Below are 26,466 nucleotides of genomic sequence, written 5' to 3'. Positions count from 1 at the left end.
GTTTCTTGCCAGCCGCTGCGCGCGGCACACGTTCCGCCCTACAATCGCCAAACACCAGACCACCGCGCGCCGCCGACCCGGGCGCGCCCCGGAGACAACGGCACCGCGCCCCTCGACGCACGTGCCCCGAGAGCGAGATGACACGCGTCCCTTCCGCCCAGACACCGCATCGCATCGCGCTGCTGTTCAACGCGAACAAGGTCTACGACCGCGAAATCATCAGCGGCATCGGCCAGTACCTGCACACGACGCGCGTCGTGTGGGACCTGTTCCTCGAAGACGACTTCCGCTGCCGGCTCACCGGCATCGAGCGCTTCGACGGCGACGGCATCATCGCGGACTTCGACGATCCCGCGGTCGCCAGCGCGCTCGCCGGCTCGCCGCTGCCGGTCGTCGCGGTCGGCTCGTCGTACGAGGATCCGGCCCAGTATCCGGACGATGTCCCCTATATCGCGACGGACAACCCGAAGCTCGTGTCGCTCGCGTACACGCACCTGATCGGTGCGGGACTCGCGCATTTCGCGATGTACAGCCTGCCGATCGCGCAGGAAAACCGCTGGGCGCAGCAGCGCGAACTCGCATTCGACCGGCTCGCACGCGCGGACGGGCTCGATGCGCCGATCTACCGCGGGCTGTCGACGAGCGCGTCGGGGTGGAACCACGCGATCGAGCAGCTGATCGGCTGGCTGCATGCGCTGCCGAAGCCCGTCGGCGTGATCGCCGTGACCGATGCGCGTGCGCGGCACCTGCTGCAGGCCTGCCTGATCGCCGGCATCGCGGTGCCGGAACAGGTGGCGATCATCGGCATCGACAACGATCCACTCACGCGCACGCTGACGCGCATTCCGCTGTCGTCGGTGATCCAGGGCACCGAGGAAATGGGCCGTACCGCCGCGCACCTGCTGCACCGGATGCTGCGCGGCGCGCGCTTTCCCGGGCAGCGCATTCTCGTGCCGCCGGTCGGCATCAACGTGCTCGAATCGACGCGCCACCAGCCGCTCGCGAGCCCGCACGTGATGCGCGCGCGGCATTTCATTCGCCAGTACGCGTGCCAGGGGATCAAGACCGAACAGGTCGCCGACTACGTCGGCGTATCGCGTTCGCTGCTCGAGGAGCACTTCCGGCGCGAACTGCAGCGCACCGTGCACCAGGAAATCCTGCGCCACAAGCTCGAAGCCGCGCAGGCGCTGCTCGCCGGCCGGCAGGCGTCGAGCGCCGAGGTCGCGATCCGCTGCGGGTTCACGTCGCTCCAGTACATGTACGCAGTGTTCAGGCGCGAGCTGGGCTGCACGCCGCGCGAATACCAGGAACGCGCGGCCGCCTCAGCCTCCTGCTGACGGCCGCCGACCATCTGACCTCTTCCCATGCACATCGATACCGATTCCTCCTCCCTGACGCACGGCGCGGCGCGCGTGCCTTCCGAGCCGTGGGGCACGCTGCCCGACGGCGAGCCCGTTCGGCGCTACACGCTGCGCAACGCGCACGGGATGCGCGTCGTCGTCAGCGACCTCGGCGCGACCGTCGTGTCGTGGCTCGCCCCCGACCGCACGGGGCGCTTCGCCGATATCGTGCTCGCGCACGACACGCCGGCCGAGTACCTCGAATCCGGTGCCTACCTCGGCGCGACGATCGGCCGCTGGGCGAACCGGATCGCCGGTGCGCGCTTCGAACTCGACGGCATCGGCTACCCGCTCGACCGCAACGAGAACGGCAACCTGCTGCACGGCGGCGCGAACGGCTTTCATCGCGCGCGCTGGGACGTGATCGACGACTGCGGCGGGCTGACGCTTCGGCTCGATTCGCCGGAAGGCGACGCGGGTTTTCCGGGCAACGTGACCGTGCAGGTTCGCTACACGCTCGACGACGACGGCACGCTGACGATCGACTATACGGGGCGGACCGATGCGCCGACGCCGTTGAACCTGACGAATCACAGCTACTTCAACCTGAACGGGCGCCCGGGCAGCGACGTGCGCGGCCATCTGCTGCAGATCGATGCCGACGCGTTCCTCGAAGTGGACGAGGCGCTGATCCCGACCGGCACGGCCGACGTGACGGGCACCGCGTTTGATTTCCGGCACAGCGCGCCGATCGGCGCGCGCCTCGACTGGCCGAACGCGCAACTGGCCCGCGCGCGCGGCTTCGATCATTGCTTCGTCCTGGGCGACGGCGCGCGCGAGGCCCGGCCCGTCGCACGCGTCTACGATCCGGAAAGCGGGCGTGAGCTGATCGTGTCGACCGATCAGCGGGGCCTGCAACTCTATACAGGCAACTATCTCGATGGCCTGCGCGTGAGCGGCTGCACACGTTGCACGCCACACGGGGCGCTGTGCCTGGAGGCGGGCGGCTTTCCGGATCAGGTCAACATGGCCGGCCTCAGCGGCGCCGTGATTCTCTATCCGGACGCCGTCTATCGACAGACCACGCGGTATCGGGTGGGCGTTCATGCATAGCGTGCGTGGGACAGCACGGCCCGGCATTCGCGGCAGAACCTCGCACCGGGAGAATCCTCGGAACCGCATAGGGCGCAGCGCATAAAACCCGCTTCCAGCCAAGGGGCGACATCAAAATATTACGCGCCACGCCCCGTGGATATTCAGGTTGACTACACGATTCGCGTGCCGACTGGCGTCGCGTGTGCGGCGCGCCCGGGGCTGCCCTCGTCGGAAGAATCGCTGCGCAAGACGCCGGTTGCGCCGGTTGCGCCGTATGCCCGCTCGTCCGCCTGCATGCAATCCGTGCCCCCGCCGCTTGTGACGCATCGGGCGGGCGACACCCCGCGCCGGGCGGCGGGCACCGCTTCGCTTCGCGCCCCTTTCGCGCAAGACTAGCCGACGCCGACATGCAGCGCCGGGATGTCCGTATGACGCGCGTTGCAACCCGCGCTGCCGGGAAAACTCGCACTCCACTGCCCGCCCCGCGATTCGACGCCGCCATGCACGGCCCTCATGCCGCGCATGAAAACTAATCGATTGTTGGCACCCCGGATCGACGCCGACAATCCGCACCATGCCCCCTTCGTTTGCGGTACGGGCCACTCACCCTCCCAATCGGCACACCACGATCCATGAACCATCCCGCCACCGTTTCCTCGATCGCCGGGGCCCGCAAGGCCACGGCGGCGCCCTGCCATGCCCGCCCCCGCACCTGCGGCGAAGCGCTCGTCGACCTCATCGAACGCCACGGCGTCGAATGCGTGTTCGGCATTCCCGGCGTGCATACCGTCGAGCTCTATCGCGGCCTCGCCGCGTCGTCGATCCGCCACGTGACGCCGCGCCACGAACAGGGGGCCGGCTTCATGGCCGACGGCTATGCGCGCGTCACGGGCCGGCCGGGCGTCTGCTTCATCATCACCGGGCCGGGGATGACCAATATCGCGACCGCGATGGCACAGGCCTATGCGGATTCGATCCCGATGCTGGTGATCTCGAGCGTCAACGCGCGACGCGAACTCGGCCGCGGCGACGGCCGCCTGCACGAGCTGCCGTCCCAGCGTGACGTGTTCGCGGGACTTACCGCGTTCTCGCACACGCTGCTCGACGCGGCCGACCTGCCGCAGGTCCTCGCGCGCGCCTTCGCGGTCTTCGCCAGCGCGCGGCCGCGGCCCGTGCATATCGAGATTCCGCTCGACGTGATCGTGATGCCGGCGCCCGCGCTGTCCGACGCCCCGCCCGCGCTGCCGGCGCGGCCCGCGCCGGATGCGAACGCGCTCGCGGCGGCCGCCGGCCTGCTCGCGCACGCGCGCCGGCCGCTGATCCTCGCCGGCGGCGGCGCGATCCACGCGGCGGCGGAATTGCGCGAACTCGCCGAACGCCTGCACGCACCGGTCGCGCTGACGATCAACGCGAAGGGGCTGCTGCCGGCCGGCCACCCGCTGCTGATCGGCTCGACCCAGTCGCTGCCGGCCACCCGTGCGGCGATCCGCGATGCCGACGTGGTGCTCGCCGTCGGCACCGAGCTGGGCGAAACCGATTACGACGTCACGTTCGACGGCGGCTTCGCGATCGACGGCCGGCTGATCCGCATCGACATCGACGCGCAACAGCTGATGCGCAACGCCCGCGCCGAGATCGCCATCGCCGGCGATGCACAGCTGGCGCTCGGCGCGCTGTCGACCCGCCTGCACGAAACGCCGGCCCCCACCCCCGACGCCGACTGGGGCGCGCCGCGCGTGGCCGCCGTGCGCGCCGTGATCGCGTCGATGCACGACGGCGCCGCGCGGTCGCAGGCGCGGCTGATCGACACGATCGTCGCCACGCTGCCCGGCGCGATCATCGCCGGCGATTCGACGAGCCCCGTCTACGTCGGCAACTTCACCCACGATGCACCGGCGCCGCGCAGCTGGTTCAATTCGTCGACCGGCTACGGCACGCTCGGCTACGGGCTGCCCGCCGCGATCGGCGCCAAGCTCGCCGCGCCCGCGCGCCCGGTCGTGTGCCTGATCGGCGACGGCGGCCTGCAGTTCACGCTGCCGGAACTCGCGAGCGCGGTCGAGGCGCGGCTGCCGGTGATCGTGATCGTCTGGAACAACCGCGGCTACGGCGAGATCCGCAAATACATGGTGGCGCGCGACATCACGCCGGTCGGCGTCGATCCGTATACGCCCGATTTCCAGACGCTCGCACGCGGCTTCGGCTGCGCGGCGCACACGGCCGCGACACCCGGCGCACTGGCCGCCGCGCTGCGCGACGCCACGGCGCGCGCGATCCCGACCGTGATCGAAATCGACGAGGCAACCTGGTTCGCGCAGGTGCAACGATGAGCACGACACCCGCTCTCGCGTTCGATCCGCCGCTGCACACGCGCCACTTCATCGACGGGTCCTGGCGGGCGAGCGTCGACGGCGCGACGTTGCCCGTCGTCGATCCGTCGACGGAAGCCGTGCTCGCCGACGTCAGCGCAGGCGGCGAGGCGGACGTCGAGCACGCCGTGCAGGTCGCGTCACGCGCGTTTGCCGGCTGGAAACGCACGACGGGCGCCACGCGTGCGGCGTTGCTGCGCGCGATCGCGCGCGGCGTCGACGCACGCCGCACGCGGCTCGCCACCCTGCAGTCGCTCAACAATGGCAAGCCGTTCGCCGAAGCCGAAATCGACGTCGCGGACGTGATCGCCACCTTCGACTACTACGCGAGCCTCGCGGAGCGCCTCGACACCGACGGCGAAACCGAGATCGCGCTGCCCGATGCCGACCATCGCGCGTGGATCCGGCGCGAGCCGGCCGGCGTCGCCGCGCTGATCGTGCCGTGGAATTTCCCGATGGTGACGACCGCGTGGAAGCTCGCGCCCGCGCTCGCGGCCGGCTGCACCGTCGTGCTGAAGCCGTCCGAGATCACGCCGCTGCCCGAGCTCGAGCTCGCCGCGATCGCCGCCGACGCGGGGCTGCCGCCCGGCGTACTGAACGTCGTGACGGGCACGGGCCACGACGTCGGCGCCCGACTGTGCGCGCATCCGCGCGTCGCGAAGGTGTCGTTCACCGGCAGCACCGCCGTCGGTGCGCAGGTCATGAAAACGGCCGCCGACACGATCAAGGGCGTCGGCCTCGAACTCGGCGGCAAGTCGTCGATCGTCGTGTTCGACGACGCCGATCTCGATCACGCGGTCGAGCTCGTCACGGGCGGCGGCCTGTTCAACGCCGGGCAGATGTGTTCGGCAACCTCGCGCGTGCTCGTCGCCGCGCCGCTCGCCGATGAACTGATCGCCCGCCTCGCACGGCGCATCGACGCGACCGTCGTCGGGCCGCCGTTCGCCCCCGGCGTGCAGATGGGCCCGCTGACGAATCGCGCGCAATACGAGCGCGTGAAACGCCACATCGCGCAGGGCCTGGCCGACGGCGCGCGGCTCGTGACGGGCGGCCACGCGCCCGACGGCCCCGGCTATTTCATCCGACCGGCACTGTTCGCCGACGTGCCGGCCGACAGCCCGCTATGGTGTGAAGAAATCTTCGGGCCGGTGCTGTGTGTCCGCCCATTCGACACCGAGGACGATGCGGTCGCGGCCGCCAACGACACCGAATACGGGCTCGTCGCCACCGTCGTCACCCGTGACACGGCACGCGCCAGGCGGGTGGCCGACGCGCTCGAGGCGGGCGTCGTGTGGATCAACACGCCCCAGCTGATCTATCCGCAAACCTCATGGGGCGGCTACAAGCGCAGCAGCATCGGACGCGAACTCGGCCCGTTCGGTCTCGCCGCATTCCAGGAGATCAAGCAGGTCATGATGCCGGCCGGCTGAGGTCGCCGGGCCATGCGTTTATGTCATGCCGCGCATGCGGATATTTCGTTTGTTGCGGAAATTTGACCTCCCTACAGTTCCTCCACACCCCGCGCCGCAGTCGGCGCCCGGCATCGAACCACCCGGCATCGTTCATCAGGAGACGGCCATGCAACACTTCAAGGCGGGCAGAAGGCAGGTGATCAAAACCCTCGGCACGGCGCTCGCTGCATCCGCCCTTCCGATGCCATTCATCAGTACTGCGAAGGCACAGACGAGCAGTTTCTCAGGCAAGACGCTGCGCCTGCTCACGTGGTCCGACGATACCGGCGCGGCCGCGCTGCGCAACATCGCGGAGAGCTTCAGCAAGCAGACCGGCGCACGCGTGATCGCCGATCGCGCGGACGGCACGTCGGGGATGGTCGCGAAGGTCAAGGCCGCGGGCGAGCGGCCGACCTACGACGTCATCACGCTGGCCGGCGTCGGCGCGGCCGGCCTCGCGGAAGCGGGCCTGCTCGCGAAGCCCGACCTGAACCGGCTGCCGAACCTGAAGGACGTCGCACCGCAGTACCGCACCGGCGCGAACGGCTTCGGCATCGGCTACCTGCTGTGGTCGGACGGGCTGATCTACAACACGGCGACCGTGAAGAGCGCACCGTCGAGCTACGAGGCGCTGTGGGATCCGAAATATGCGGGCCGCCTGTTCCTGCCGCCGCCCGAGTGGGCGGAAGCGGTCGACCTCGCGATCATCGCGGCGAAGCTGGCCGGCGGTTCGCAGCAGAACATCGATCCGGGATTCCGGAAGCTCGCGCAACTGAAGGACCGCGTGATGACCCTCGGCGAAAACCCGAACCAGGTCGCCGACCTGTTCCGCACGGGCTCGCTCGACCTCGGCGGCATCTATTCGCCCGCGTTCTTCCCGGACCAGATCCGCAAGCCCGACTACAAGATGGGCGTGACGTACGGGATGAAGGAAGGCTTCGCGACGCAGCTGATGTTCACCGTGATCCCGAAGGCGCACCCGGGCGACCTCGACCTGATCCACGCGTTCATCAATCATTCGCTCGACGCCGGCGTGCAGGGCCGGATGGCGGCCGACGTGCTGAACGGCCCCGTGAACGGCAAGGCCGTGATTCCCGCGGAAAGCCGCGCGTTCGTGCCGTCGCCGCAGCAGATCGCGGAGAAAGCCGTGCTTCATGACGACAAGGCGCTCGCGGCCGTGCAGCCGGCGTGGATCAAGCGCTACACAGGCCTCTTCTCGGCGTAACGACATGGCCTCCCTGTCCTCTCCCCGAGACGCCGCGCCGGCCGCCGCCGGCACGGCCGGCGCGGGCGCCGATGCGCCCGCGCTGCCCGGCGTGCCGCCCTGGCTGCTGCTCGCGCCGATCCTCGCGTTCCTCGCGGTGCTCGCCGCCGCGACGGTCACGGTATTGCGCATGAGCGTCGGCGTGTCCGGTGACGAATGGCGGACCTTCACGCTGCAGAACTATCTCGACCTCGCCGACCCGTACTTCACGACGTCGTTGTGGCTCACGCTGCGCCTCGCGTTCCAGAGCATGGTGTGCGCGGTGCTGCTGGCGATCCCGGTGGCGCTCGCGATGGCGCGGACCGAATCGCGGCTCGCGCGCCGGTTGCTGCTCGCGGGCGTGCTGTTGCCGCTGCTCGTGAACCTGCTGCTGCAAGGCTATGGTTGGCTCGTGATGCTCGGCCCGGCCGGGTTGCTCAACCGCGCGCTGCTGGCCGGCGGCGTGATCGGGCGGCCGCTGCAGCTGCTGTACCGCGAGCACGGCGTGCTGCTCGGCCTGATCCAGACCGCGTTCCCGCTCGCCGTGCTGCCGCTGTCGAGCGCGCTGCGCGCGGTGTCCCGCGCCTACGACGAAGCCGCCGCGACGCTCGGCGCGAGCCGCTGGCAGACGCTGCGGCATGTGACCTTGCCGCTCGCGATGCCCGGCCTCGTCTCCGGCGCGCTGCTCGTGTTCGCGTACAACGCCAGCGCGTTCGCGGTGCCGCTGCTGCTCGGCGGCCGGCGCGTGCCGATGCTCGCCGTGCTCGTGCACGACCAGGTCGCACCGCTGCTCAACTGGCCCGCCGCGTCGGCATCCGGTGTCGTGCTGATGGGTGCGACGCTCGTCGTGATGGCGGTTTCGCAGCGCCTCGTGCGCACCCTGCAACGCGCCGACGAGGTGAACCGATGAATGCCCTGCTCCTGCGCGCGCCCATGCCCGGCCGCCTCGGACGCGTGACCGGCGCGCTCGCGACGCTCGTGCTGCTGCTCGCGGCGCTGCCGATCCTGACGATGATCACGATGTCGTTCGGCGCATCGGGCACGCTCGAATTCCCGCCGCGCGAATTCAGCCTGCACTGGTATCGCGCCGCGTGGCAGACGTTCGTGTCGTCCGATGCGGGCAGCGCGCAATCGATGGGCGCCGCGCTGACGACGAGCCTCGTCGTCGCGGTCGCGACGATGCTGATCGCGACCGCCGTGTCGGTGCCCGCGGCTTACGCGCTGTCCCGCTACCGCTTTCGCGGCCGGGCGCTCGTCGAGCAGCTCGTCGCATTGCCGATCGTCTATCCGCTGGTGATGCTCGGCCTCGCGCTGCTGATCGTGTTCAACGCGCTGCCGGTCGAACTCGGCATCGTGCGGCTCGTCGTCGCGCACGTGATCCTGACGCTGCCGTTCACGGTGAAGAACTGCGCGGCGTCGGTCGCGTCGATCGGCCCCGATTTCGAGGAAGCCGCGTGCCTGATGGGCGCGAGCCCGCGCCGCGCGCTCGTCGACGTCGTGCTGCCGCTGATGCGGCCCGGCATCCTCGCCGGCATGCTGTTCGCGTTCATCGTGTCGTTCAACGAATTCACGGTGACGTTCTTCCTGTACAGCATCGACACGATGACGCTGCCGGTCTGGCTCTACAGCCGCACCGTCTCGTCGCTCGACCCGACCGTGTTCTGCTTCGCCGTGTTCACCGTCGCGATCGACTTCGCGCTGATCTGGATGCTCGAAAAACTCGTCGGCGACAAGGGTGTCGCGCTCTGACGCGCACGCCGCCCCGCCCTCGCCCGTGCAAGGAACCCTCATGACCCAGCTCACCCTCCAGAACGTGACGAAGCGCTTCCATCACGCGTATGCGGTCGATCACGTCGACCTGTCGGTGCCGGACGGCAAGCTCGTCTGCTTTCTCGGCCCGTCCGGCTGCGGCAAGACCACGCTGATGCGGATCATCGCCGGCCTCGAGACGCCGACCGCCGGCACGCTGACGTTCGCCGGCCGCGACCTCACGCACGTACCCGCCAACCGGCGCGACTTCGGCATGGTGTTCCAGTCGCTCGCGCTGTTTCCGCACATGACGGTCGCGCAGAACATCGCGTATCCGCTGCGGCTGCGCAAGACGGACAAGGCCGCGCAGGCGCGGCGCGTGGCCGAGCTGCTCGAGCTGATCCAGCTGCCGCACATGGCCGACCGGCTCGTCACGCAGCTGTCGGGCGGGCAGCGCCAGCGCGTCGCGATTGCACGCGCGATCGCATCGTCGCCGCGCCTGCTGCTGCTCGACGAACCGTTGTCGGCACTCGACGCGAAGCTGCGCGAAGCGATGCAGGTCGAGATCCGGCTGCTCCAGCAACGGCTCGGCATCACGACGATCATGGTCACGCACGACCAGCGCGAAGCAATGACGATGGCCGACGAGATCGTCGTGATGGAAAAAGGCCGGATCCAGCAGGTCGGCCGGCCGCTCGACATCTATCGCGATCCGGTCAACGAATTCGTCGCGGACTTCATCGGCCTCGGCAACATCCTGCCGGTCGCGTGCGACGGCGACGACGCCATCGTGCTGCCCGGCGGGCAGCGTCTCGCGATCCGGCGCGCACCGGACACGCCGCGCGCGACCGATGGCGTGCGCCTGCTGATTCGTCCCGAGGACGTCTGCGTGCGCCCCGGCCAGCCGGCTGCGGCACCGAATACGCTGGCGGGCACGATCACGTTCGTGCGCGACGTCGGCGCGTCGATCGAAGCGACGATCGACTGCCGCGGCTTCACGCTGACGGCCGCGACGACGCCGCGCGAGACGCCCGACCTCCACGTCGGCATGCCGGTGCTCGCGGAACTGCCCGCCCATGCCTGCAAGCTCATCGCCGCCCGCGGCGCCTGATTTCCTGTCTTTCTCCCGCGCACTCCAGCCCAGCCACGAGGATCTCACCATGAACGCAACGTCCCAAGCCACCCGTCACGTGCAGCGCCTGCTCGCCCGTACCGTCCTCCTCTGCGCCTGCGCCGGCACCGCGGCCCTTGCCGCGTTCGCGCCGCTCGCGCATGCCGACGCGCTCGACACGATCGCGAAATCGGGCGTCGTGCGTATCGGCGTGTTCGAGGACTACCCGCCGTTCGGCTCGATCGGCCCGGACATGAAGCCGCAAGGCTACGACATCGACATGGCGAACCTGATCGGCCGCGCACTCAATGCGAAAGTCGAACTCGTGCAGGTCACCGGCGACAACCGGATGGCCTATCTCGCCGACCGCAAGACCGACATGCTGCTGTCGGTCGGGCAGACGCCGGAACGCGCGAAAGTGATCGACTTCTCGAACGCGTATGCCCCGTACTACCTCGCGGTGTTCGGCCCGAAATCGCTGGCCGTGAAGGGCAACGCCGATCTCGCCGGCAAATCGGTCGCGGTCGCGCGCGGCACGCTCGAGGATCTCAGCGTGAGCAAGGTCGCGCCGCCGAGCGCGACGATCAAGCGCTTCGACGACCCGAACGGCGCGATCGCGGCGTTCCTGTCGGGGCAGGCGCAACTGCTCGTGGTCGGCAACGACGTCGGCGCGACGATCATCGCGCGCCATCCGTCGATCGATCCGGAGCAGAAGTTCTCGCTGTTCAGCTCGCCCGACCACGTCGGCCTGAACAAGAACGAGCCGCGCCTGATGCAGAAGGTCAACGACGCGATCGCCGGCGCCCGCAAGAGCGGCACGTTGAATGCGTTGTCGCAGAAGTGGCTGCACGCGGCACTGCCGGCCGACCTGTGATGCGCGCCGCCCCCGCCACGCATTCACGACGAAAGGCATCGCGATGACCTACGTGTTCGACTTCAGCGACTTCGGCCTCTACGCCGGCATGCTCGCGCGCGGGATCGGCGTGACGCTCGGCCTCACCGCGGCTGCCACCGTGCTGGGCGGCCTGATCGGCACCACCGGCGCGTGGGTCGCGCTCGCCGGCCCGCGCTGGGCACGCACGCTCGTCGCGGCCTACGTCGAGCTGATCCGCAATACGCCGTTCCTGGTCCAGCTGTTCTTCATCTTCTTCGGGCTGCCCGGGATCGGCGTGCACATCGACGAAGCGCAGGCGGCCGTGCTGGCGATGACGGTCAACCTGGGCGCGTACGCGGTCGAGATCCTGCGCGCCGGCATCGAATCGGTGCCGCACGGGCAGGTGCAGGCGGCGCGCGCGCTCGGGCTGCACGGCCGGCAAGTGTTCGGTCACGTCGTGCTGCCGCAGGCGCTCGCGAACGTGTACCCCGCGCTGCTCGGGCAGGTGCTGATCGTGATGCTCGGCTCCGCGGTCGTCTCGCAGATCTCGGTGCCCGACCTGACCTATGCGGCGAACTTCATCCAGTCGCGCAATTTCCGTGCGTTCGAGATCTACATCGTCGTGACCGCGATCTACCTGTTGCTGTCGATCGCGCTGCGCATGCTGCTCAATCGTATCGGCCGGCGCCTGTTTTCGGGCCGCATGCAGCGCGGCGCGACGGCCGCGTCGCGACGCGGCTGCTTTGCCCGCCTCGCATGGCGGGCCCGTTCCCCTGAAACCCGCCTGTCGACGGAGCGTGCACGATGATCGAATTCACCTTCCAGGACATCGCGTGGAACCTGCTGCTCGCCGCGCGCTGGACCCTGCTGCTGTCGCTGATCACGTTCGTCGGCGGCAGCGTCGCCGGGTTCGCGCTGCTGGCGATGCGCGTCTCGGCGTCGGCCGCGCTGCGTCGTTTCGTGGTCCTGTACGTCGAGGTTTTCCAGGGCACGCCGTTGCTGATGCAGCTGTTCCTCGGCTTCTTCGGGCTGCCGCTCGTCGGCATCGACGTGACGCCGTGGGTGGCCGCGTCGGTCGTGCTGACGCTGAACGCCAGCGCGTATCTGACCGACATCTGGCGCGGCTGCGTCGACGCGGTACCGCGCGGCCAGTGGCACGCGGCGGCCAGCCTCGGCATGACGTGGACCCAGCAACTGCGCTACGTGGTGTGGCCGCAGGCGTGGAAGATCGCGCTGCCGCCGACCGTCGGCTTCCTCGTGCAGGCCGTCAAGAGCACCGCGCTGACGTCGATCATCGGGCTGACCGAACTGACCAAGACGGGCAACATCATCACCAACGCGGTATTCAAGCCGTTTCCGATCTACGCGATGGTCGCGCTGCTCTACTTCGCGATGTGCTTCCCGCTGACGTGGTACGCCCGCGTGCTCGAAGGTCGCTATCGCGTCGCGAAGGCACGCTGAACCGGCGCCGCGCGCGCTTCATTACGATCCAGGAACTTCCATGATTTCCATCAGCAACGTTTCGAAGTGGTACGGCCCGTTTCAGGTTCTCACCGACTGCACGACCGAGGTCAGGAAAGGCGAAGTGGTCGTCGTGTGCGGCCCGTCGGGCTCGGGCAAATCCACGCTGATCAAGACCGTGAACGGCCTCGAGCCGTTCCAGCAGGGCGGGATCCTCGTGAACGGCCAGTCGGTCGGCGACAGGAAGACGAACCTGTCGAAGCTGCGCTCGAAGGTCGGGATGGTGTTCCAGCATTTCGAGCTGTTCCCGCACCTGTCGATCACCGAGAACCTGACGCTCGCGCAGATCAAGGTGCTCGGCCGCGGCAAGGACGAGGCGAACGAGAAGGGCCTGAAGCTGCTCGAGCGCGTCGGCCTGAAGGCGCATGCGCACAAGTTCCCGGGCCAGCTGTCGGGCGGCCAGCAGCAGCGTGTCGCGATCGCGCGCGCGCTGTCGATGGACCCGGTCGCGATGCTGTTCGACGAGCCGACGTCCGCGCTCGACCCCGAGATGATCAACGAAGTACTCGACGTGATGGTCGAGCTCGCGCAGGAAGGGATGACGATGATGGTCGTCACGCACGAGATGGGCTTCGCGAAGAAGGTCGCCCATCGCGTGATTTTCATGGACCAGGGCGCGATCGTCGAGGATGACCGCAAGGACGATTTCTTCTCGAATCCGAAATCGGAGCGCGCGAAGGACTTCCTCGCGAAGATCCTGCACTGAGCGATACCGTGGCGCGCCGTCGCGCGCCCGTTCCACCCCGACTCTCCCGATGAAACGACTCCCCTCCCTCAACGCGCTGCAGGTCTTCGACATCGTTGCCCGTCACGGCAGCTTCACGCGCGCCGCCGAGCACCTGTGCCTGACCCAGGGGGCCGTGAGCCGGCAAATCCTCGCGCTCGAGAGCTTCTATCAGTTCGCGCTGTTCAAGCGCACGCCCAAGGGGCTGACGCTGACGGCCGAAGGCGAACTCCTGTTGCCGACCGTGCGCGAAAGCTTCGCGCGCATCGAGGAGGTGTCGATGCGCCTGTCGCGCAGGCGAACCGAACTTGCACTGAAGGTGCCGACCTGCATGATGCAGTGGATGCTGCCGCGCATCATGCGGTTCCAGGCCGAGCATCCCGAACTGCAGGTGCAGATCACGACCACCTGGGATCATCAGGTCGACTTCCGCATGGAGCCGTTCGACGCGGCGGTGATCTACGCGGCCGGCGCCGGCCCGGACATGCATGCGATCCCGTTGTTCGACGAACGGCTCACGCCGGTCTGCGCCCCGAGCCTGCCGGCACGGCAGCCGCTCGCGAGTCTCGACGACCTGGCCGGTCACACGTTGCTGCATCCGACCCGCGATCATCGGGACTGGAAGCGGTGGCTCGACCATGCGGGCGCGCCGCACGTCGACTCGACGCGCGGCTTGAGCTTCGAAACGCTGGATCTCGCGACGCACGCGGCGATCGACGGCTACGGCGTCGCGATCGGCGACCGGACGCTCGCGGACGAAAGCGTGGCGGCGCACCGGCTGGTGATGCCGTTCGACATCTCGTTGCCGACGGGGATGGGCTACTACTTCGTGTATCCGGACGGTGCCGAACAGCAGCAGAAGATCCAGCTGTTCGGCGGCTGGATCGCGGACGAGCGCAAGGGCGCGTCGTCGGGTGGCGCGCCTGCCGGCCCTGAAACCTCGACGCCCCACATCGCCTGACACATCGCGCCCCAGCGGGGCAAAAACTGCACCCGGCGGCAAAACGTCCCCTGAAACAGCTCGGTAAAGTGGCCGGCGGCCATGCGTCATGCATCACGGCCGCGCCAAAAAAATCCGATTCAGGAGACAAGCATGCAACGCATCACGAGATCAGCCATTCACCGATCGGCATGGGCCGCGTCGGGCACCGCGCTCACCCTGGGGCTGTTTGCCTGCGGCGGCGTCGACTCCTCTTCCCCGCCGGTCACGCAGCAGGACTTCGGCTACACGACGCTGAACCTGATCACCAAGGACGGCCTCAAGTTCAAGGACATGGACAAGAGCGGCCAGCTCGAACCCTACGAAGACTGGCGGCTGAGCGCAGAAGTGCGGGCACGCGATCTGGTCGGCCGCCTCACGCTGGCCGAGAAAGCCGGCCTGATGATGCACGGCACCGCGCCGGTGCTGAACGACACGACCGGTGCGGGCACCGGCTCCGCTTACGACCTGGCCGCGCTCAAGACGCTCATCAATCAGCGGGGCGTCAACACCTACATCACGCGCATGAGTGCCGATGCGCACACCATGGCCGTCCAGGCCAACCAGATCCAGACGCTGGCCGAGCAGTCCCGGCTCGGCATCCCGGTGACGATCAGCTCCGACCCGCGCAATCATTTCCAGTACACGCTCGGCGCAAGCGCAGGCAGCAGCGGTTTCTCGCAGTGGCCGGAAACGCTCGGCTTCGCCGCGATCGGCGACGCGGCACTCACGCGAAACTTCGGTGATATCGCGCGCCAGGAGTATCGCGCCGTCGGCATCACCGAAGCGCTTTCGCCACAGGCCGATCTCGCGACCGAGCCGCGCTGGGCCCGCATCAACGGCACCTTCGGCGAAGACGCCGATCTCGCCCGCGCGCAGGTCCAGGCCTATATCGAAGGCTTCCAGGGCGGCAGCGACGGCATCCAGGCCAAGAGCGTCATCGCCGTCGTCAAGCACTGGGCCGGATACGGCGCGCAGAAACTCGGCTTCGACAGCCACAACTACTACGGCCGCTATGCGACCTATCCGGGCAACAATTTCGCCTATCACCTGAAGCCGTTCGAAGGCGCGTTCGCCGCCAACGTCGGCTCGGTCATGCCGACCTATTCCGAACCGGACATGACGGTGACGGTCGACGGCATCACGCTGGAGCCCGTCGGCGGCGCTTACGACAAGGCGTTGCTGACCGACCTGCTGCGCGGGAAATACGGCTTCAAGGGCGTGATCCTGTCCGACTGGCTGATCGCCGACGACTGCGACGCGAACTGCATCAACGGCGTGTCGTCAGGGTCCCCGTCGTTCGTCGGGCTGGGCATGCCCTGGGGGATGGAGGGCGCGACCCGCGTGCAGCGTTTCACGCGTGCGGTCAACGCCGGCATCGACCAGTTCGGCGGCGACGACGATCCGAGCGACCTCATCGACGCCGTCAACCGCGGGCAGTTGTCGGAAGACCGCTTGTCGGAGTCGGCCTATCGCGTCCTGCTGCAGAAATTCCAGCAGGGCCTGTTCGACCATCCGTATGTCGATGCGGACGCGGCCGGCAAGATCGTCGGAAATGCCGACTTCCAGGCCCAGGCACTCGATGCGCAGCGCCGCTCGATGGTGCTGCTGCAGAACAACGGCAAGCTGCTGCCGATGGCGGCGTCCGGCAAGAAAGTCTGGCTGTACGGCATCGATCCCGCCGTCGCACGGCAATATGGCTATCAGGTCGTCGCTACGCCGCAAGCGGCGGACGTTGCGATTCTCCGCGTGAGCACGCCGTACCAGACGCTGCACCCGAACTACATGTTCGGCTCGATGCAGCATGAAGGCAGCCTCGCGTTCGTCGACGGCAGTGCGGACTACGAAGCCATCAAGCAGGCCGCGCTCGCACCGAAGTCGATCGTCTCGGTGTACATGGATCGCCCGGCGATCCTGACCAACGTGCAGGACAAGGCCACCGCGATCCTCGCCAATTTCGGCGTGACCGATGCCGCGCTGTTCGACGTGCTGACCGGCAAAGGTCAACCGCAAGGGAAGCTGCCGTTCGAGCTGCCGTCGTCGATGGCGGAGGTCGAGGCGCAGCGGGAAGACGTGCCGCACGATACCGCGCATCCGTTGTATCCGTTCGGATACGGCCTCTCGTATTGATGCGTTGTCGACGCCGGCTTGGTGATCAGGGCCGGCGTCGGCCAGGGCCGCCGATTCTCGCGTTGCCGCTCGCTGGCGGCGACGCGAGCGTGCGCGACGGCCGACGTTGCACCGAGGCGAAAGACCGGGTTCAGCAACGATCAAGCACGACGGCTACGGGCTTTACGCGTGCTTTCCGCTGCGACCCTGGACTCGTTCAGCAACATCTCCGCCGCCTGCCAGGCCCTTGCGGCAGCCTGCGAATCCCCGATCGCACGCGCATCCGCGGTCGCCCCGCTCAGTAACATCACGTACACGCCTGCCAGCTGACGTGCCCGGCGACGCGGAACGATCTCGGCGAGCAGTTGCTCCATGAGGGCCAGCAAGTCGTCCCGATAGCGCACCGCCACGTCGGTCACCTTGGGGCAGGTCGCGCCGAACTCGGCCAGCGCACGCTCGAACAGGCAGCCCGCGAACGCCGGGCTGCTGAACCAGGTGCCGTACCAGTCGAAAATCCCCTTCAGGCGCGCAGAGGCGTGCGGCATGGGGTCGAGCTTCGCGGCGATGCTCTCCATGATGAAGGTGTAGCGCTGTTCCAGCACGGCCTTGATCAGATCGTCCTTGCCGGCGAAGTGATGGTAGAGCGTCATGCGGGCAACGTCCGCTTCGGCGATGATCCGGTCGATGCCGACCGGATGAAAGCCATGCAGGGAAAACAGCTCACCTGCCTTGTCGACCACCTGCTGGCGTTTGCTCGCGCGCATTCATGCATCTCCTGACTACAGGGCGGCATCTTAGCACCGCCGCCCGCACCGCTCCTTTCAGCCTGTCGGGCATGTGTGCCCGCTGCCGGATACCGGTTGACCAGGACGCGCAACCGATACGCCGCCAGCGAACAGCGTCACGCAGGCCGACACAAGTACGGGTTTTGAAGCAGACGGCCCCCGTCGAAAACGGATGCCGCAATGACCGTTGCGCGCAGCGGTTTCAGCAAGGCACCCGGCCGCCGCCCATCATGCACCAGCGCTGCGTCTCCTGTGGCGGGGGCGCATACGGCAGTCCGGTCCTCGGATCGATGTGGTCATACTGCCCCATGGGGTGTCGAGCCCGCCACGCAGCCTGCTCCGCATACTGTTGCTCGATCGCGGCGTGCTCTCGTGCCAGATCCGCCTTCTGCGCGTCGTCCACTTTCTTCGTCATCGTCACGAGCCGCGCGAACTTCGGATCGCGAACATCCTGCAGCGGTGGAAACGGCGGCAAAGGCGGCATGATCAGCACCGGACCGTTGTATTTCGGTATCGGCAATTTCGACGGCCGGCCAAAGTTCGCCGCCATATCCATCTCCCACAACGTAGCGCTCATGCCGAGCACATGTTCGTAGTCGCGATTGACGACCGCCAGCGTGACCGGCCCCGACGGGGCCGGCAATGGCTGCAGCGAAGGTGGAAGCGTCTGTCGAGCGTCGGGATAGATGATGCGGGCATACACGATCGCAGCGGCGGAGTACTGCTGGAGGACTGCCTCGTACGCATCCAGTATCTGCGCTCGACCGTAGCCGCCAGGATTCTCGAACATCGGCTTGTATGCCAATACCTTCTGGCTATACAACGCATTCGCATTCCGCTGCTCTGCGACAGCCTGTTGTTGAGGATCGGACGGCGCGGACGCCGATAGCGGCGCACACCCCGACAACACGCTGGCGACGAGCCATAGCCCGGCCGTCGCGCCAACAGCCGACGCGCATCGACGCGACCGGTCGGCGGTCGCCCGGTTGACCCAGGCGAACAAAACAGTGGCCTTCTTGATGGTTCTTGTCTGCACGGCAGGGCGTCCGGAAGGCGTGGTCATCTTGAGCTGGGTCCTGATCGCGACTGCGAATGCGATGCGTCGCAGTCGAAAGGAAAGCGGCATGAAGCCGTTACTGGGGCGGAATCTCAACCTGGCGCACGTCGCACGACGATGCCCCGATCGACGAACGACGCCAGCAACCCCGTGTACGTAGGACATGCGCCGGTCGCATGGTGTGCGAGCACATCGTCGATTTCGGCCGAGTCGTTGCGCACGCATTCGTACTGCCGCGCAGTCGATGGATGCAGCGATGCGAACGCGCCGCACAAATGCACGTACGCAACGACTTCCTCGAACATTCGCGTATTGATCTCGAGGGCGACCATCATTTCCGAGCTATATCCGCATTCCGAATCCACCTTTGCTGCATAGGCCCGCATGTCACAGGCGGGCAGCCAGGGTGGCTCCAACCCGTTCAGGCTACGGGCGATCTCATCGATACTGGCTGTCCGTGTCATCGTGAAATTCCTGCCCAAGCCACACTCGGCGCCCCTGCATCGCTTCGCATCCGGCCCACAGCCTGACGACGCGAGAAGAACGATATGATGAATGTATACTAGTCGATCTACTTTGACTAGAATTGCGATCAGTAAAGCCGAGGCAATCGGCGCACGCACAACGATCGCCGTGTTTCTACTTCTCGATATATTTTCCGATCCTAATATTTGGGAAATGAACACGTTTCATAAAAGGGCTATTCGGCGGTTAATACACGACCGTAATGCCGGCGACAGGCAAACACGTGTGCGCCGTACCTTGAAGTGGTGTGCGCTATCCGCCGGCGTCCTGCTGATCGGCCTAAGCGCGTGCAAGCGCGCCATGCCGCCCGCCAACCCGACGGCGGACCCCGCATCCGCGGTGTCGTTGCCGGCCGTCCATGTGCCGGAAACGACCCCTGCATCGCCGCTGCAAACGCTGCTGGGCGTATTCGGCGCGGCGAAGCCGGCAACCTGGCCGGCGTTCGACAACCTGCCCGGCGTGCACTGGAGCGACGCGAAGCCGCTCGGCAATCCGGACGGCCATTCCCCCGAGGCCACGCATACCCGTAGCGGCAGCACGCTGCTCACCGGCTTCGGCGACGTGGATGTGCCGGACGGCAAGGTCGGCGAGGACGCCGGCGTCAAAACGGACAACGAAGGCCACGTCGGCGTCGTCCTCAACGGCAACGCGACCACCGTCCTGTCGATCGCGCTGCGCAAGTTCTACCCGAGCGACGACACGCAGGACATCCTGCTGCGCCAGCTCGGCCGCCGCGCCACGGTCAAGCGCATCGCCGGCCGATGCGCGCTCGACTACGGCACCACCGCGCCCAACACACAAAGCAACGTGTTCTTCCGGGTCACCATCGCCAACGCCGCCGTGCCGGTGTTTGCGGAAACCTACGTCGATGAAGAGGGCGGCAATCAGGGCCCGGGGGCGACGAACTTCGTGTTCTACCGCACCCGGCCGGACCAACGTATCGCGAGCATGAAGTGCAAGGGCGCCGACGCGTGAGCAGGCGTGCGCGGGCGTCAGGGCATTCGCACGAGCCGTGCATGCCGGCGCCTGCCTGGCGCCGCAAAGGCGGCTGAAGCAGCGAGTTTCGGGCCGCGTGCGAACCGCCGCTCACGGTCAATTCGATGCTCGGTGGTAAGTCGCGATATATCGCGCCTGTCCAAGGATGTTTCCATGCATCTGATAGGCAACGACCGCCGGACTCGACGTCGGTTTCACGTCGACACGCGGAATGGACAACGCGGATACCGTCACGACATATCGATGAGACTCGCCTTGCGGCGGGCATGGCCCACCGTACCTGGATTCGCCAAAATCCGTCAGTGTCTCGAGCGCGCCCACCGGCATGAGCCGCACATCGCCCGATGCCCCTTTCCGAATCGACGTTTCCGAAGGCGGGATGTTGACGACTACCCAATGCGTCCAGCCGAGCCCCCCGGTCGGGGCATCCGGATCGTACAGCGTGACGACGATGCTTCTGGTGCCAGGCGGAACGTGTGCCCACGCGATGCGAGGCGAGACATTGTCGCCACGGCATCCAAATCCGTTGTACACCTGAGCATTCGTGAACTGACCGTCATGATCGAGATCGTCAACCGTGACAGTCAGCGGATCAGCAAACGCAACTGCGGGCACGGCTGCGAAAAGTACCGTGGAGCAGATACTCGATCGCAGAAAAATACCCAGTCTCATGGCGGGATCCTGAGAGAAGTTCGATGTGATGTTTCGCACGACCGGATTGACACGCGATATGCCGTGCATGCAACGATCGTCGACGCGGATTCCAGGCTCGCGCTTCAAACACGAGTCGCACCAAGGACGTGCTCACCCGATTGCCTGTGCGACAGCCTGCGCGACACATCCTAGGTTCATCGTGAATTCGGCAGTAGGTCGGCAGACAACATAAGCATGTTGCGTGAAACAGAACAATCCGCGACCGTATGCCGGACCTTCTCTCATCGCGCTCCCGGATGATGTCGAGCACACGGCCATTCAGGATTTCTGAATGCTCGCTTCACGCGACACTACGCGAAATCGATCAACCCTCTTCGGCGGCGAGCGCAAACGATGCCCGGATCCGCATGATGGTCTGACGGGACGTCCCGAACCTGCGCGCGACTTCACTGACCGACAGCCCCTTGTCGAGTGCGCGCATCACGCGTTCTCGATCGTGCCGCGCAAGCGAGGTGGGCCGGCCGACGTGCCGCCCGCGGTCTTGTGCGAATTGCACGCCCGCTTTGCCGCGCTGGCTCCGGGCCGCGGTCTCCAGCCGGATCACCGCCCGGAGCATCTTGATCGCCTGCGGTTCGGGGCGGCCCGCGAGATCGACGTTGCCGACTTCGACGCATTGGACGACGATCTTTTTGCTGCGGCATTGCATCAGGGTCGACAGCGCATCGCGCGCGCTGCAGCCAAGCGCGGCAATCTCCAGTACCACCAGCGAATCGCCAGGGACGGCGCGCCTCAGGATGCCCGCCAGCTCCGGCCGCTCGGCGGCGGCGACATACGGCGGGACACGGTCGATGGCGACGCGGTTGAGCACGACCGTGTGGCCGGCCTTGTCGAACGCAATCAGTTCCTGCTCGGGGAACGGGCTCTCGGTCGAGCTGTTGATGTAAAGAAAGGTACGGCTCAAGCGTCCCCCCGATGCATGCCAGGTTGCCGGCGGACGCACCGCCTCCGTTACTAGGCCCCGCTATCGCCCATGATGGCGTGCGCGATCACGTCGATCGACACCGGTTTCACGAGAACGGCATCGAACCCGCGCCACGCGTAACGCTCCAGCGTCGGCGGAACCATGGCGACGATCCGCGTGCGCGGATGCGAATTGACGGTGTTGACGGCCAACATGCAAGCGTCGTCGGGGTCACGCTCGACGTCGACGACGACCGCCGAGGCCGGGCCGTGCGCAATCGCTTCTTCGGCACGGTGCGCCGGCACCACGGTGGTGCTGAATCCGCGCAGCCGCAACAACAGCGCAACCGATTCCCCGACATGCGCGTTGCCGCGAAGAATCACGATGCGCCGGCCCACCTGCCGCGGCGGTTTGTCGATGACCGATGTACTGCGCAGGACGGCATCGGCGCTCAGCCAGAGCAGACGCGCCTCGCGATAGTCTTCCAGCGCGGATTGCCTGACGGCCTCGTTCGCGAGCGGGTTGGCGAACAGCGACCGGATGCGCGCCTCGGCCACCCCGAGCCGCCGGTCCGCTTCGTCGAACTGCGCCTTTGCATTTCCGTTGCGGTTATCGATCCCGTCCTCCATGTCTCGTTTCGCGTGTCAACTGCGCAGCCGCGTGAAGATCGACATCAGGTCGTCAAGCGACACGGGCTTTTTCAGGTGGGCATCGAAGCCGGCCTGCTCCGCCTGCTTCACGTCGGCGTCCTGTGCGTAGCCGCTGAGCGCGATACAGAGCACCGATTTCAGCGCCGGCACTTCACGCAGCTTTTCGACGAAGGCCAGCCCGCCCATGCCCGGCATGCCGATGTCGGACAGCACGACGTCCGGCACATGACCGTCGAGCGTCGACAACGCCGCCTCGCCGCTCGTTGCCGTCCGCACGACGGCGCCCTCGCCTTCCAGCAGGAGCTTGAACGTCTCGACCGTATCCGCATCGTCGTCGACCATCAGCACCTGCAGGCCCTGCAACGACTCGACCGGGCTTCTGCTGGCCGAACGCGCATCGGCGAGCACGCGGTGGGTCGGCAGCGTCACCGTGAACGCCGCACCGAGGCCGGCGCCCTTCGATTCCGCCTGCACGATGCCGCCGTGCAGGTTCACCAGTTCCTTGACCAGCGCAAGGCCGATGCCGAGACCGGGGCGGCGCACCGACGATTCCCGGCTTTGCCGGAACATGTCGAAGATGTGAGGCAGCAGCGCGGCCTCGATGCCGTTCCCGGTATCGGCCACGCGCAGCACGGCCTCGGCATGTTCGTCGACCTGCAGCGACACGTCCACCGACCCGCGGCTGGTGAACTTCAGCGCGTTGCTGATCAGGTTCCAGACGATCTGCTCGATGCGCGTGAGGTCGGCATGAATGATCACGGGCGCGGCGGGAATCGCGACGTTGAGGGTGAGGCCGCGCTGGCTCGCTTCGTCCTGAACGGCATGCGTGACGCGCTTCACGATCTCGCGCATGTCGACGGGCGTGCGCACGACCGACAGCTTGCCGGTTCGCACGCGCGAAATGTCGAGCAGATCGTCGATGATCTGCGCCTGGCCGATGACGGTGCGCCGGATCGTATCGGCGGCACGCGAGATGTTCAGGTTCTGCCGCGATTCCGGCGCGCGCGCGATCAGTTCCGCGCTCGCCGAAATGAGGTTGAGCGGATTCTTGAGTTCGTGCGACACCACGGCCAGGAACTCGTCGCGGCGCCGCACCGCATCCTGTTCGCCGGCTTCGCGCAGCGGCCCGACCTGCGCGGGGTGGCCGGCCTTGACCGGCGGCGCGAATTCCCCGAGATCGCGCGCGATCTTCGCATACCCGCTGATGCCGGGCTCGTCCAGGCGCGACAGCACGCCGCTCGCGAAGAAACGGGTGCCGTCCTTGCGCAGATGCCAGCGCTCCTCTTCGGTCCGCCCGTTCAGCCGGGCCTCGCCGAATTCGCGCTGGGCCACCTGACTGGCGCGATCCTCGTCGGTCGACAGGAGGTCGGCGGACTGCCCGATCATTTCAGCCTCGGTATACCCGAAGATCCGCTCCGCGCCGGCATTCCAGCTGGTCACGATGCCGTCGTCGTCGAACGTGATGATCGCGTAGTCCTTGGTGCCTTCCGCCACGATGCGCATCAGTCGCTCGCCTTCGCGCAGCCGGTCTTCCGCCCGCCGGCGGTCGGTGACGTCGATGAAGGACAGCACCGCGCCGTCGATGCGGTCTTCGGTCGTGCGGTAAGGCACGAAGCGCGCGAGATACCAGCGTCCGTCGTTGCTCCGCAGTTCGCGCTCGATCAGGCGCAGCGAATCGAACGCCTCGGCCGCGTCGTCGGAGAGCTTGTCGTATTCGAGCCGGTGCGTGATGTCCAGCAACGACCGGCCGATATCCGACGGAATGATGCTGAAGACGTCCGTCGCCCGCGGGGTGTAGCGCTTGATGCAGATATTGCGGTCGACGAAGATCGTGCCGATGTCGTTCGCCGCGATCAGGTTCTGCAGGTCGTCGTTGATCTTGCCGGTTTCCTCGACCTTCGACTTGAGCTCCGCGTTGACGGTGGTCAGCTCCTCGTTGATCGACTGCAGTTCTTCCTTGCTGGTCTCGAGCTCTTCCGTCGCCGAACGCAGTTCCTCGTTGATGGCCTGCAACTCCTCGTTGGACGCCTTCAACTCTTCCGTCGACGTTTCCGATTGCTCGATGGTCGACTGAAGCTGCTCCTTCGTGCGCTGCAGCTCGCGCTCGAGCTGGCTGATGATCGGATCCTTCTGCACGTCGGCCGTCGCGGTTTCGGCACTGCTCATGCTGTCTTCGACTTCATCGAACAGCACCAGCACGAAATCCGCGTTGGCCTCCGGGTCGTGCACGGGCCGCGCGGTCATGTTGACGAAATACGAACGCGCGTCGCGCTCGACCCTCACCCGCCGTGCCTCGACGCTGCGATTCGTGTGCAGCGCCTGATAGATCGCCGTGCGCAGCTCGAGACGCAGTTCGGGCCGCACCACGGCAATGATGTTGTGCGACGGTTCGCCGCCCGAATAGCGCCGGAAGCGCCCGGCCCGGTCGGACAGGTGCACGATTTCGGAATCGCGGCTGACGAGCACGCTCGGCGGCGCATGCTGCTCGACCAGGCGCTGGTGCAGGTCGCCGAACGAGAAGCGGCGGCGGCCCGGCGGCTGGATGGTCGTCACGACGGGCCGGGTGCTCATCATGCCGGAAATGGCGACCGGCACCGGGGTGTCGCCGCGCACCGCCATGTTCGCGCGGTAGATGCGGTTGCGCTTGTCGACGACCGAGAACATGGAACTCACGCTGTCGGCCGACTCGGAGCTGCCGAGAAACAGCACGCCGCCCGGTCGCAGCGCGAAATGGAACATCTTCAGTATTTCGATCTGCGCTTCCCGATCCAGATAGATCAGCAGATTGCGGCAACAGATCAGGTCGAGCCGCGAGAACGGCGGGTCGCTCAGCACGTTGTGATGCGCGAACAGCATGTGCTCGCGCAGTTCCTTCTTGACGCGGTAGTGCGCGGCGTCCTTCGCGAAGAACTGGCGCACGCGGCTCGGCGTCACGTCGGCGAGAATCGAATCGGGGTACAAGCCGGTGCGCGCAAAGGAGATGGCCCGTTCGTCGATGTCGGTCGCGAAGACCTGGAACGACACGCCTTCGGCCGATTTCAGCGACCGCTCCTGCAGCAGCATGGCGAGCGAATAAGCCTCTTCGCCGGTGGCGCAGCCGACCGACCACACGCGAATGCGATCCTGCTCGCCGCGCCCTTCGAAGAAACGGGGCAGGACGTCGCGATCGAGTACGTCGAACGCCTCCTTGTCGCGGAAGAAATTCGTGACGCTGATCAGCATGTCCTGCAGGAGCGCCTGGGTTTCCTCCGGATGCAGATGGAGAAAGTCGCGGTAGGCCTGGAGATCGGTGATGCCGTTGACCTGCAGGCGGCGCTCGATCCGCCGCAGCACGGTCGCCCGCTTGTAATGCCGGAAATCGTGCGCGGTGCGCGTGCGCAGGATGATCATGATCTCGCGCAACGCGCGCTCGGCGGCCTCGTTGACCAGCTCTTCCTGGCGCTCCTCGTTCTCGGTGACGGGCAGGTGGATTTCCTTCGCGGTCACCCACAGGTCCATCAGCCGTTGCGGCATCTCCGCGGCGGTGGTCACGAAGTCGACCATGCCGGTCGCGATGGCGCTGCGCGGCATGCTGTCGTATTCCGCTTCCGCCGGCTCCTGGGCGAACGTGATACCGCCCATCTCCTTGACCCTCGACAGCCCGACGGAGCCGTCCGAGCCTGCGCCGGACAGCACGATGCCGATCGCGCGTTCGCGGTGGGCTTCGGCGAGGGTCCGGAAAAAGAGATCGATGGCCGCCCGGCGGCCACTCTCTTCCGGCCGATGGGGGGCGACGCGCAGATAGTCGTCGACCATCGTCAGTTCGAGGGAGGGCGCGATCAGGTAGACGTGGTCGGGCTCGATCGGCGTGGGGCTCGTGACTTCCATGACGTGCATGCCGGTGGCCTTCTGCAGCAAGCTGGCCAGATTGCTTTCATGATCCGGCGCCAGGTGCATGACCACGACGAACGCCATCGACGTGCGTGCCGGCAGGGCTTCGAAGAACTCCAGGAGGGCGCTCAACCCGCCTGCCGACGCGCCGATTCCGACTACAGGATGATTGGCCTGGCTCGGGAGAGCCTGCCCACGTCTTTTCGACATCGCTGCGTGTCCAGTTGAAAGAATAATGATGTGCGCGACCAACGGCGGGCAGGCGCATGACCCGCTTGCGCCAAGATACGCGTGGATCGCTATTATCCCTCCACCAGCATTGACTGCAAGAACTTTGCCGCGTCGGCGAACCTGCGGTGCCGGGCCCGGCATCGACCGCGCCGCCGGCCTGGATTCGTCAGACGCG

Annotated in this window: 22 protein-coding genes; 15 read left to right on the top strand and 7 right to left on the bottom strand. The window is 67.0% G+C overall.

Annotated features, from left to right (window positions below; translation table 11 throughout):
- The first annotated feature begins 137 nt into the window (after positions 1 to 137).
- The 14 genes from CFB45_RS32975 (at position 138) to CFB45_RS32910 (ending at position 16,583) form a co-directional block, all read left to right on the top strand.
- Positions 138 to 1,337, top strand: a complete 1,200-nt coding sequence (locus CFB45_RS32975; protein ID WP_089429335.1) for a XylR family transcriptional regulator — start codon at positions 138 to 140, stop codon at positions 1,335 to 1,337.
- A 27-nt stretch (positions 1,338 to 1,364) separates the two neighbouring features.
- Positions 1,365 to 2,453 carry an aldose epimerase family protein gene (locus CFB45_RS32970; protein ID WP_089429334.1) on the top strand — a complete coding sequence of 363 codons (1,089 nt, stop codon included), beginning with the start codon at positions 1,365 to 1,367 and terminating at the stop codon, positions 2,451 to 2,453.
- Between the two features lie 614 nt (positions 2,454 to 3,067).
- The gene (locus CFB45_RS32965; RefSeq protein ID WP_218828888.1) at positions 3,068 to 4,762 is read left to right on the top strand and encodes a 5-guanidino-2-oxopentanoate decarboxylase; all 1,695 of its coding nucleotides are present in this window, start codon (positions 3,068 to 3,070) and stop codon (positions 4,760 to 4,762) included.
- On the top strand, positions 4,759 to 6,231 hold the full coding sequence (locus CFB45_RS32960) for an aldehyde dehydrogenase family protein (protein ID WP_089429333.1): 1,473 nt from the start codon (positions 4,759 to 4,761) through the stop codon (positions 6,229 to 6,231). The genes CFB45_RS32965 and CFB45_RS32960 overlap by 4 nt, the downstream gene beginning before the upstream one ends.
- Positions 6,232 to 6,379: 148 nt before the next feature.
- Entirely contained in the window at positions 6,380 to 7,477 is a 1,098-nt protein-coding gene (locus tag CFB45_RS32955) for an ABC transporter substrate-binding protein (protein ID WP_089429332.1), read from the top strand.
- A 4-nt stretch (positions 7,478 to 7,481) separates the two neighbouring features.
- Positions 7,482 to 8,405, top strand: coding sequence for an ABC transporter permease (locus tag CFB45_RS32950; protein ID WP_089429331.1), 924 nt, complete (start codon positions 7,482 to 7,484; stop codon positions 8,403 to 8,405).
- The gene (locus CFB45_RS32945; protein WP_089429330.1) at positions 8,402 to 9,244 is read left to right on the top strand and encodes an ABC transporter permease; all 843 of its coding nucleotides are present in this window, start codon (positions 8,402 to 8,404) and stop codon (positions 9,242 to 9,244) included. Before CFB45_RS32950 ends, CFB45_RS32945 begins: the two co-directional genes overlap by 4 nt.
- 40 nt (positions 9,245 to 9,284) lie before the next feature.
- Positions 9,285 to 10,355: an ABC transporter ATP-binding protein gene (locus CFB45_RS32940; RefSeq protein WP_089429329.1), complete on the top strand. Its 1,071-nt coding sequence runs from the start codon at positions 9,285 to 9,287 to the stop codon at positions 10,353 to 10,355.
- A 49-nt stretch (positions 10,356 to 10,404) separates the two neighbouring features.
- The gene (locus tag CFB45_RS32935) at positions 10,405 to 11,229 is read left to right on the top strand and encodes a transporter substrate-binding domain-containing protein (protein WP_089429328.1); all 825 of its coding nucleotides are present in this window, start codon (positions 10,405 to 10,407) and stop codon (positions 11,227 to 11,229) included.
- Positions 11,230 to 11,272: 43 nt separating this feature from the next.
- The gene (locus CFB45_RS32930; protein ID WP_089429327.1) at positions 11,273 to 12,037 is read left to right on the top strand and encodes an amino acid ABC transporter permease; all 765 of its coding nucleotides are present in this window, start codon (positions 11,273 to 11,275) and stop codon (positions 12,035 to 12,037) included.
- Complete coding sequence (locus tag CFB45_RS32925) at positions 12,034 to 12,690, top strand: amino acid ABC transporter permease (protein WP_089429326.1); 657 nt, start codon at positions 12,034 to 12,036, stop codon at positions 12,688 to 12,690. Before CFB45_RS32930 ends, CFB45_RS32925 begins: the two co-directional genes overlap by 4 nt.
- A gap of 40 nt (positions 12,691 to 12,730) precedes the next feature.
- A complete protein-coding gene (locus CFB45_RS32920) occupies positions 12,731 to 13,456 on the top strand; it encodes an amino acid ABC transporter ATP-binding protein (RefSeq protein ID WP_089429325.1) in 726 nt (241 codons plus the stop codon).
- Between the two features lie 49 nt (positions 13,457 to 13,505).
- A complete protein-coding gene (locus tag CFB45_RS32915) occupies positions 13,506 to 14,435 on the top strand; it encodes a LysR substrate-binding domain-containing protein (protein ID WP_089429324.1) in 930 nt (309 codons plus the stop codon).
- Positions 14,436 to 14,567: 132 nt separating this feature from the next.
- Positions 14,568 to 16,583 (top strand): glycoside hydrolase family 3 protein, encoded by a 2,016-nt coding sequence (locus CFB45_RS32910; RefSeq protein WP_089429323.1) that lies wholly within the window; start codon positions 14,568 to 14,570, stop codon positions 16,581 to 16,583.
- Positions 16,584 to 16,723: 140 nt separating this feature from the next.
- Here the strand turns inward: CFB45_RS32910 and CFB45_RS32905 are convergent, their stop codons facing one another.
- The 3 genes from CFB45_RS32905 to CFB45_RS32895 form a co-directional block, all read right to left on the bottom strand.
- A complete protein-coding gene (locus tag CFB45_RS32905) occupies positions 16,724 to 17,326 on the bottom strand; it encodes a TetR/AcrR family transcriptional regulator (protein WP_089429322.1) in 603 nt (200 codons plus the stop codon).
- 223 nt (positions 17,327 to 17,549) lie between these two features.
- The gene (locus tag CFB45_RS32900; RefSeq protein ID WP_089430085.1) at positions 17,550 to 18,410 is read right to left on the bottom strand and encodes a hypothetical protein; all 861 of its coding nucleotides are present in this window, start codon (positions 18,408 to 18,410) and stop codon (positions 17,550 to 17,552) included.
- An 86-nt stretch (positions 18,411 to 18,496) separates the two neighbouring features.
- A complete protein-coding gene (locus CFB45_RS32895; protein WP_144025253.1) occupies positions 18,497 to 18,868 on the bottom strand; it encodes a hypothetical protein in 372 nt (123 codons plus the stop codon).
- A 91-nt stretch (positions 18,869 to 18,959) separates the two neighbouring features.
- Between CFB45_RS32895 and CFB45_RS32890 the strand changes: the two genes are divergently transcribed.
- Positions 18,960 to 19,904 carry a hypothetical protein gene (locus CFB45_RS32890; RefSeq protein WP_144025252.1) on the top strand — a complete coding sequence of 315 codons (945 nt, stop codon included), beginning with the start codon at positions 18,960 to 18,962 and terminating at the stop codon, positions 19,902 to 19,904.
- Positions 19,905 to 20,021: 117 nt separating this feature from the next.
- On the opposite strand, the gene CFB45_RS32885 is transcribed toward CFB45_RS32890, so the two are convergent.
- The 4 genes from CFB45_RS32885 to CFB45_RS32870 form a co-directional block, all read right to left on the bottom strand.
- The gene (locus tag CFB45_RS32885; RefSeq protein WP_089429319.1) at positions 20,022 to 20,597 is read right to left on the bottom strand and encodes a YbhB/YbcL family Raf kinase inhibitor-like protein; all 576 of its coding nucleotides are present in this window, start codon (positions 20,595 to 20,597) and stop codon (positions 20,022 to 20,024) included.
- Positions 20,598 to 20,943: 346 nt separating this feature from the next.
- Entirely contained in the window at positions 20,944 to 21,540 is a 597-nt protein-coding gene (locus tag CFB45_RS32880; RefSeq protein WP_089429318.1) for a helix-turn-helix domain-containing protein, read from the bottom strand.
- Between the two features lie 50 nt (positions 21,541 to 21,590).
- On the bottom strand, positions 21,591 to 22,169 hold the full coding sequence (locus CFB45_RS32875; RefSeq protein WP_089429317.1) for a hypothetical protein: 579 nt from the start codon (positions 22,167 to 22,169) through the stop codon (positions 21,591 to 21,593).
- Positions 22,170 to 22,184: 15 nt separating this feature from the next.
- The gene (locus CFB45_RS32870; RefSeq protein ID WP_089429316.1) at positions 22,185 to 26,270 is read right to left on the bottom strand and encodes a CheR family methyltransferase; all 4,086 of its coding nucleotides are present in this window, start codon (positions 26,268 to 26,270) and stop codon (positions 22,185 to 22,187) included.
- Between the last annotated feature and the right edge of the window lie 196 nt (positions 26,271 to 26,466).

The sequence above is a fragment of the Burkholderia sp. HI2500 genome (assembly GCF_002223055.1).
In the GTDB taxonomy this organism is placed as follows: Bacteria; Pseudomonadota; Gammaproteobacteria; order Burkholderiales; family Burkholderiaceae; genus Burkholderia.
This window is presented reverse-complemented; position numbering and strand designations above follow the sequence as displayed.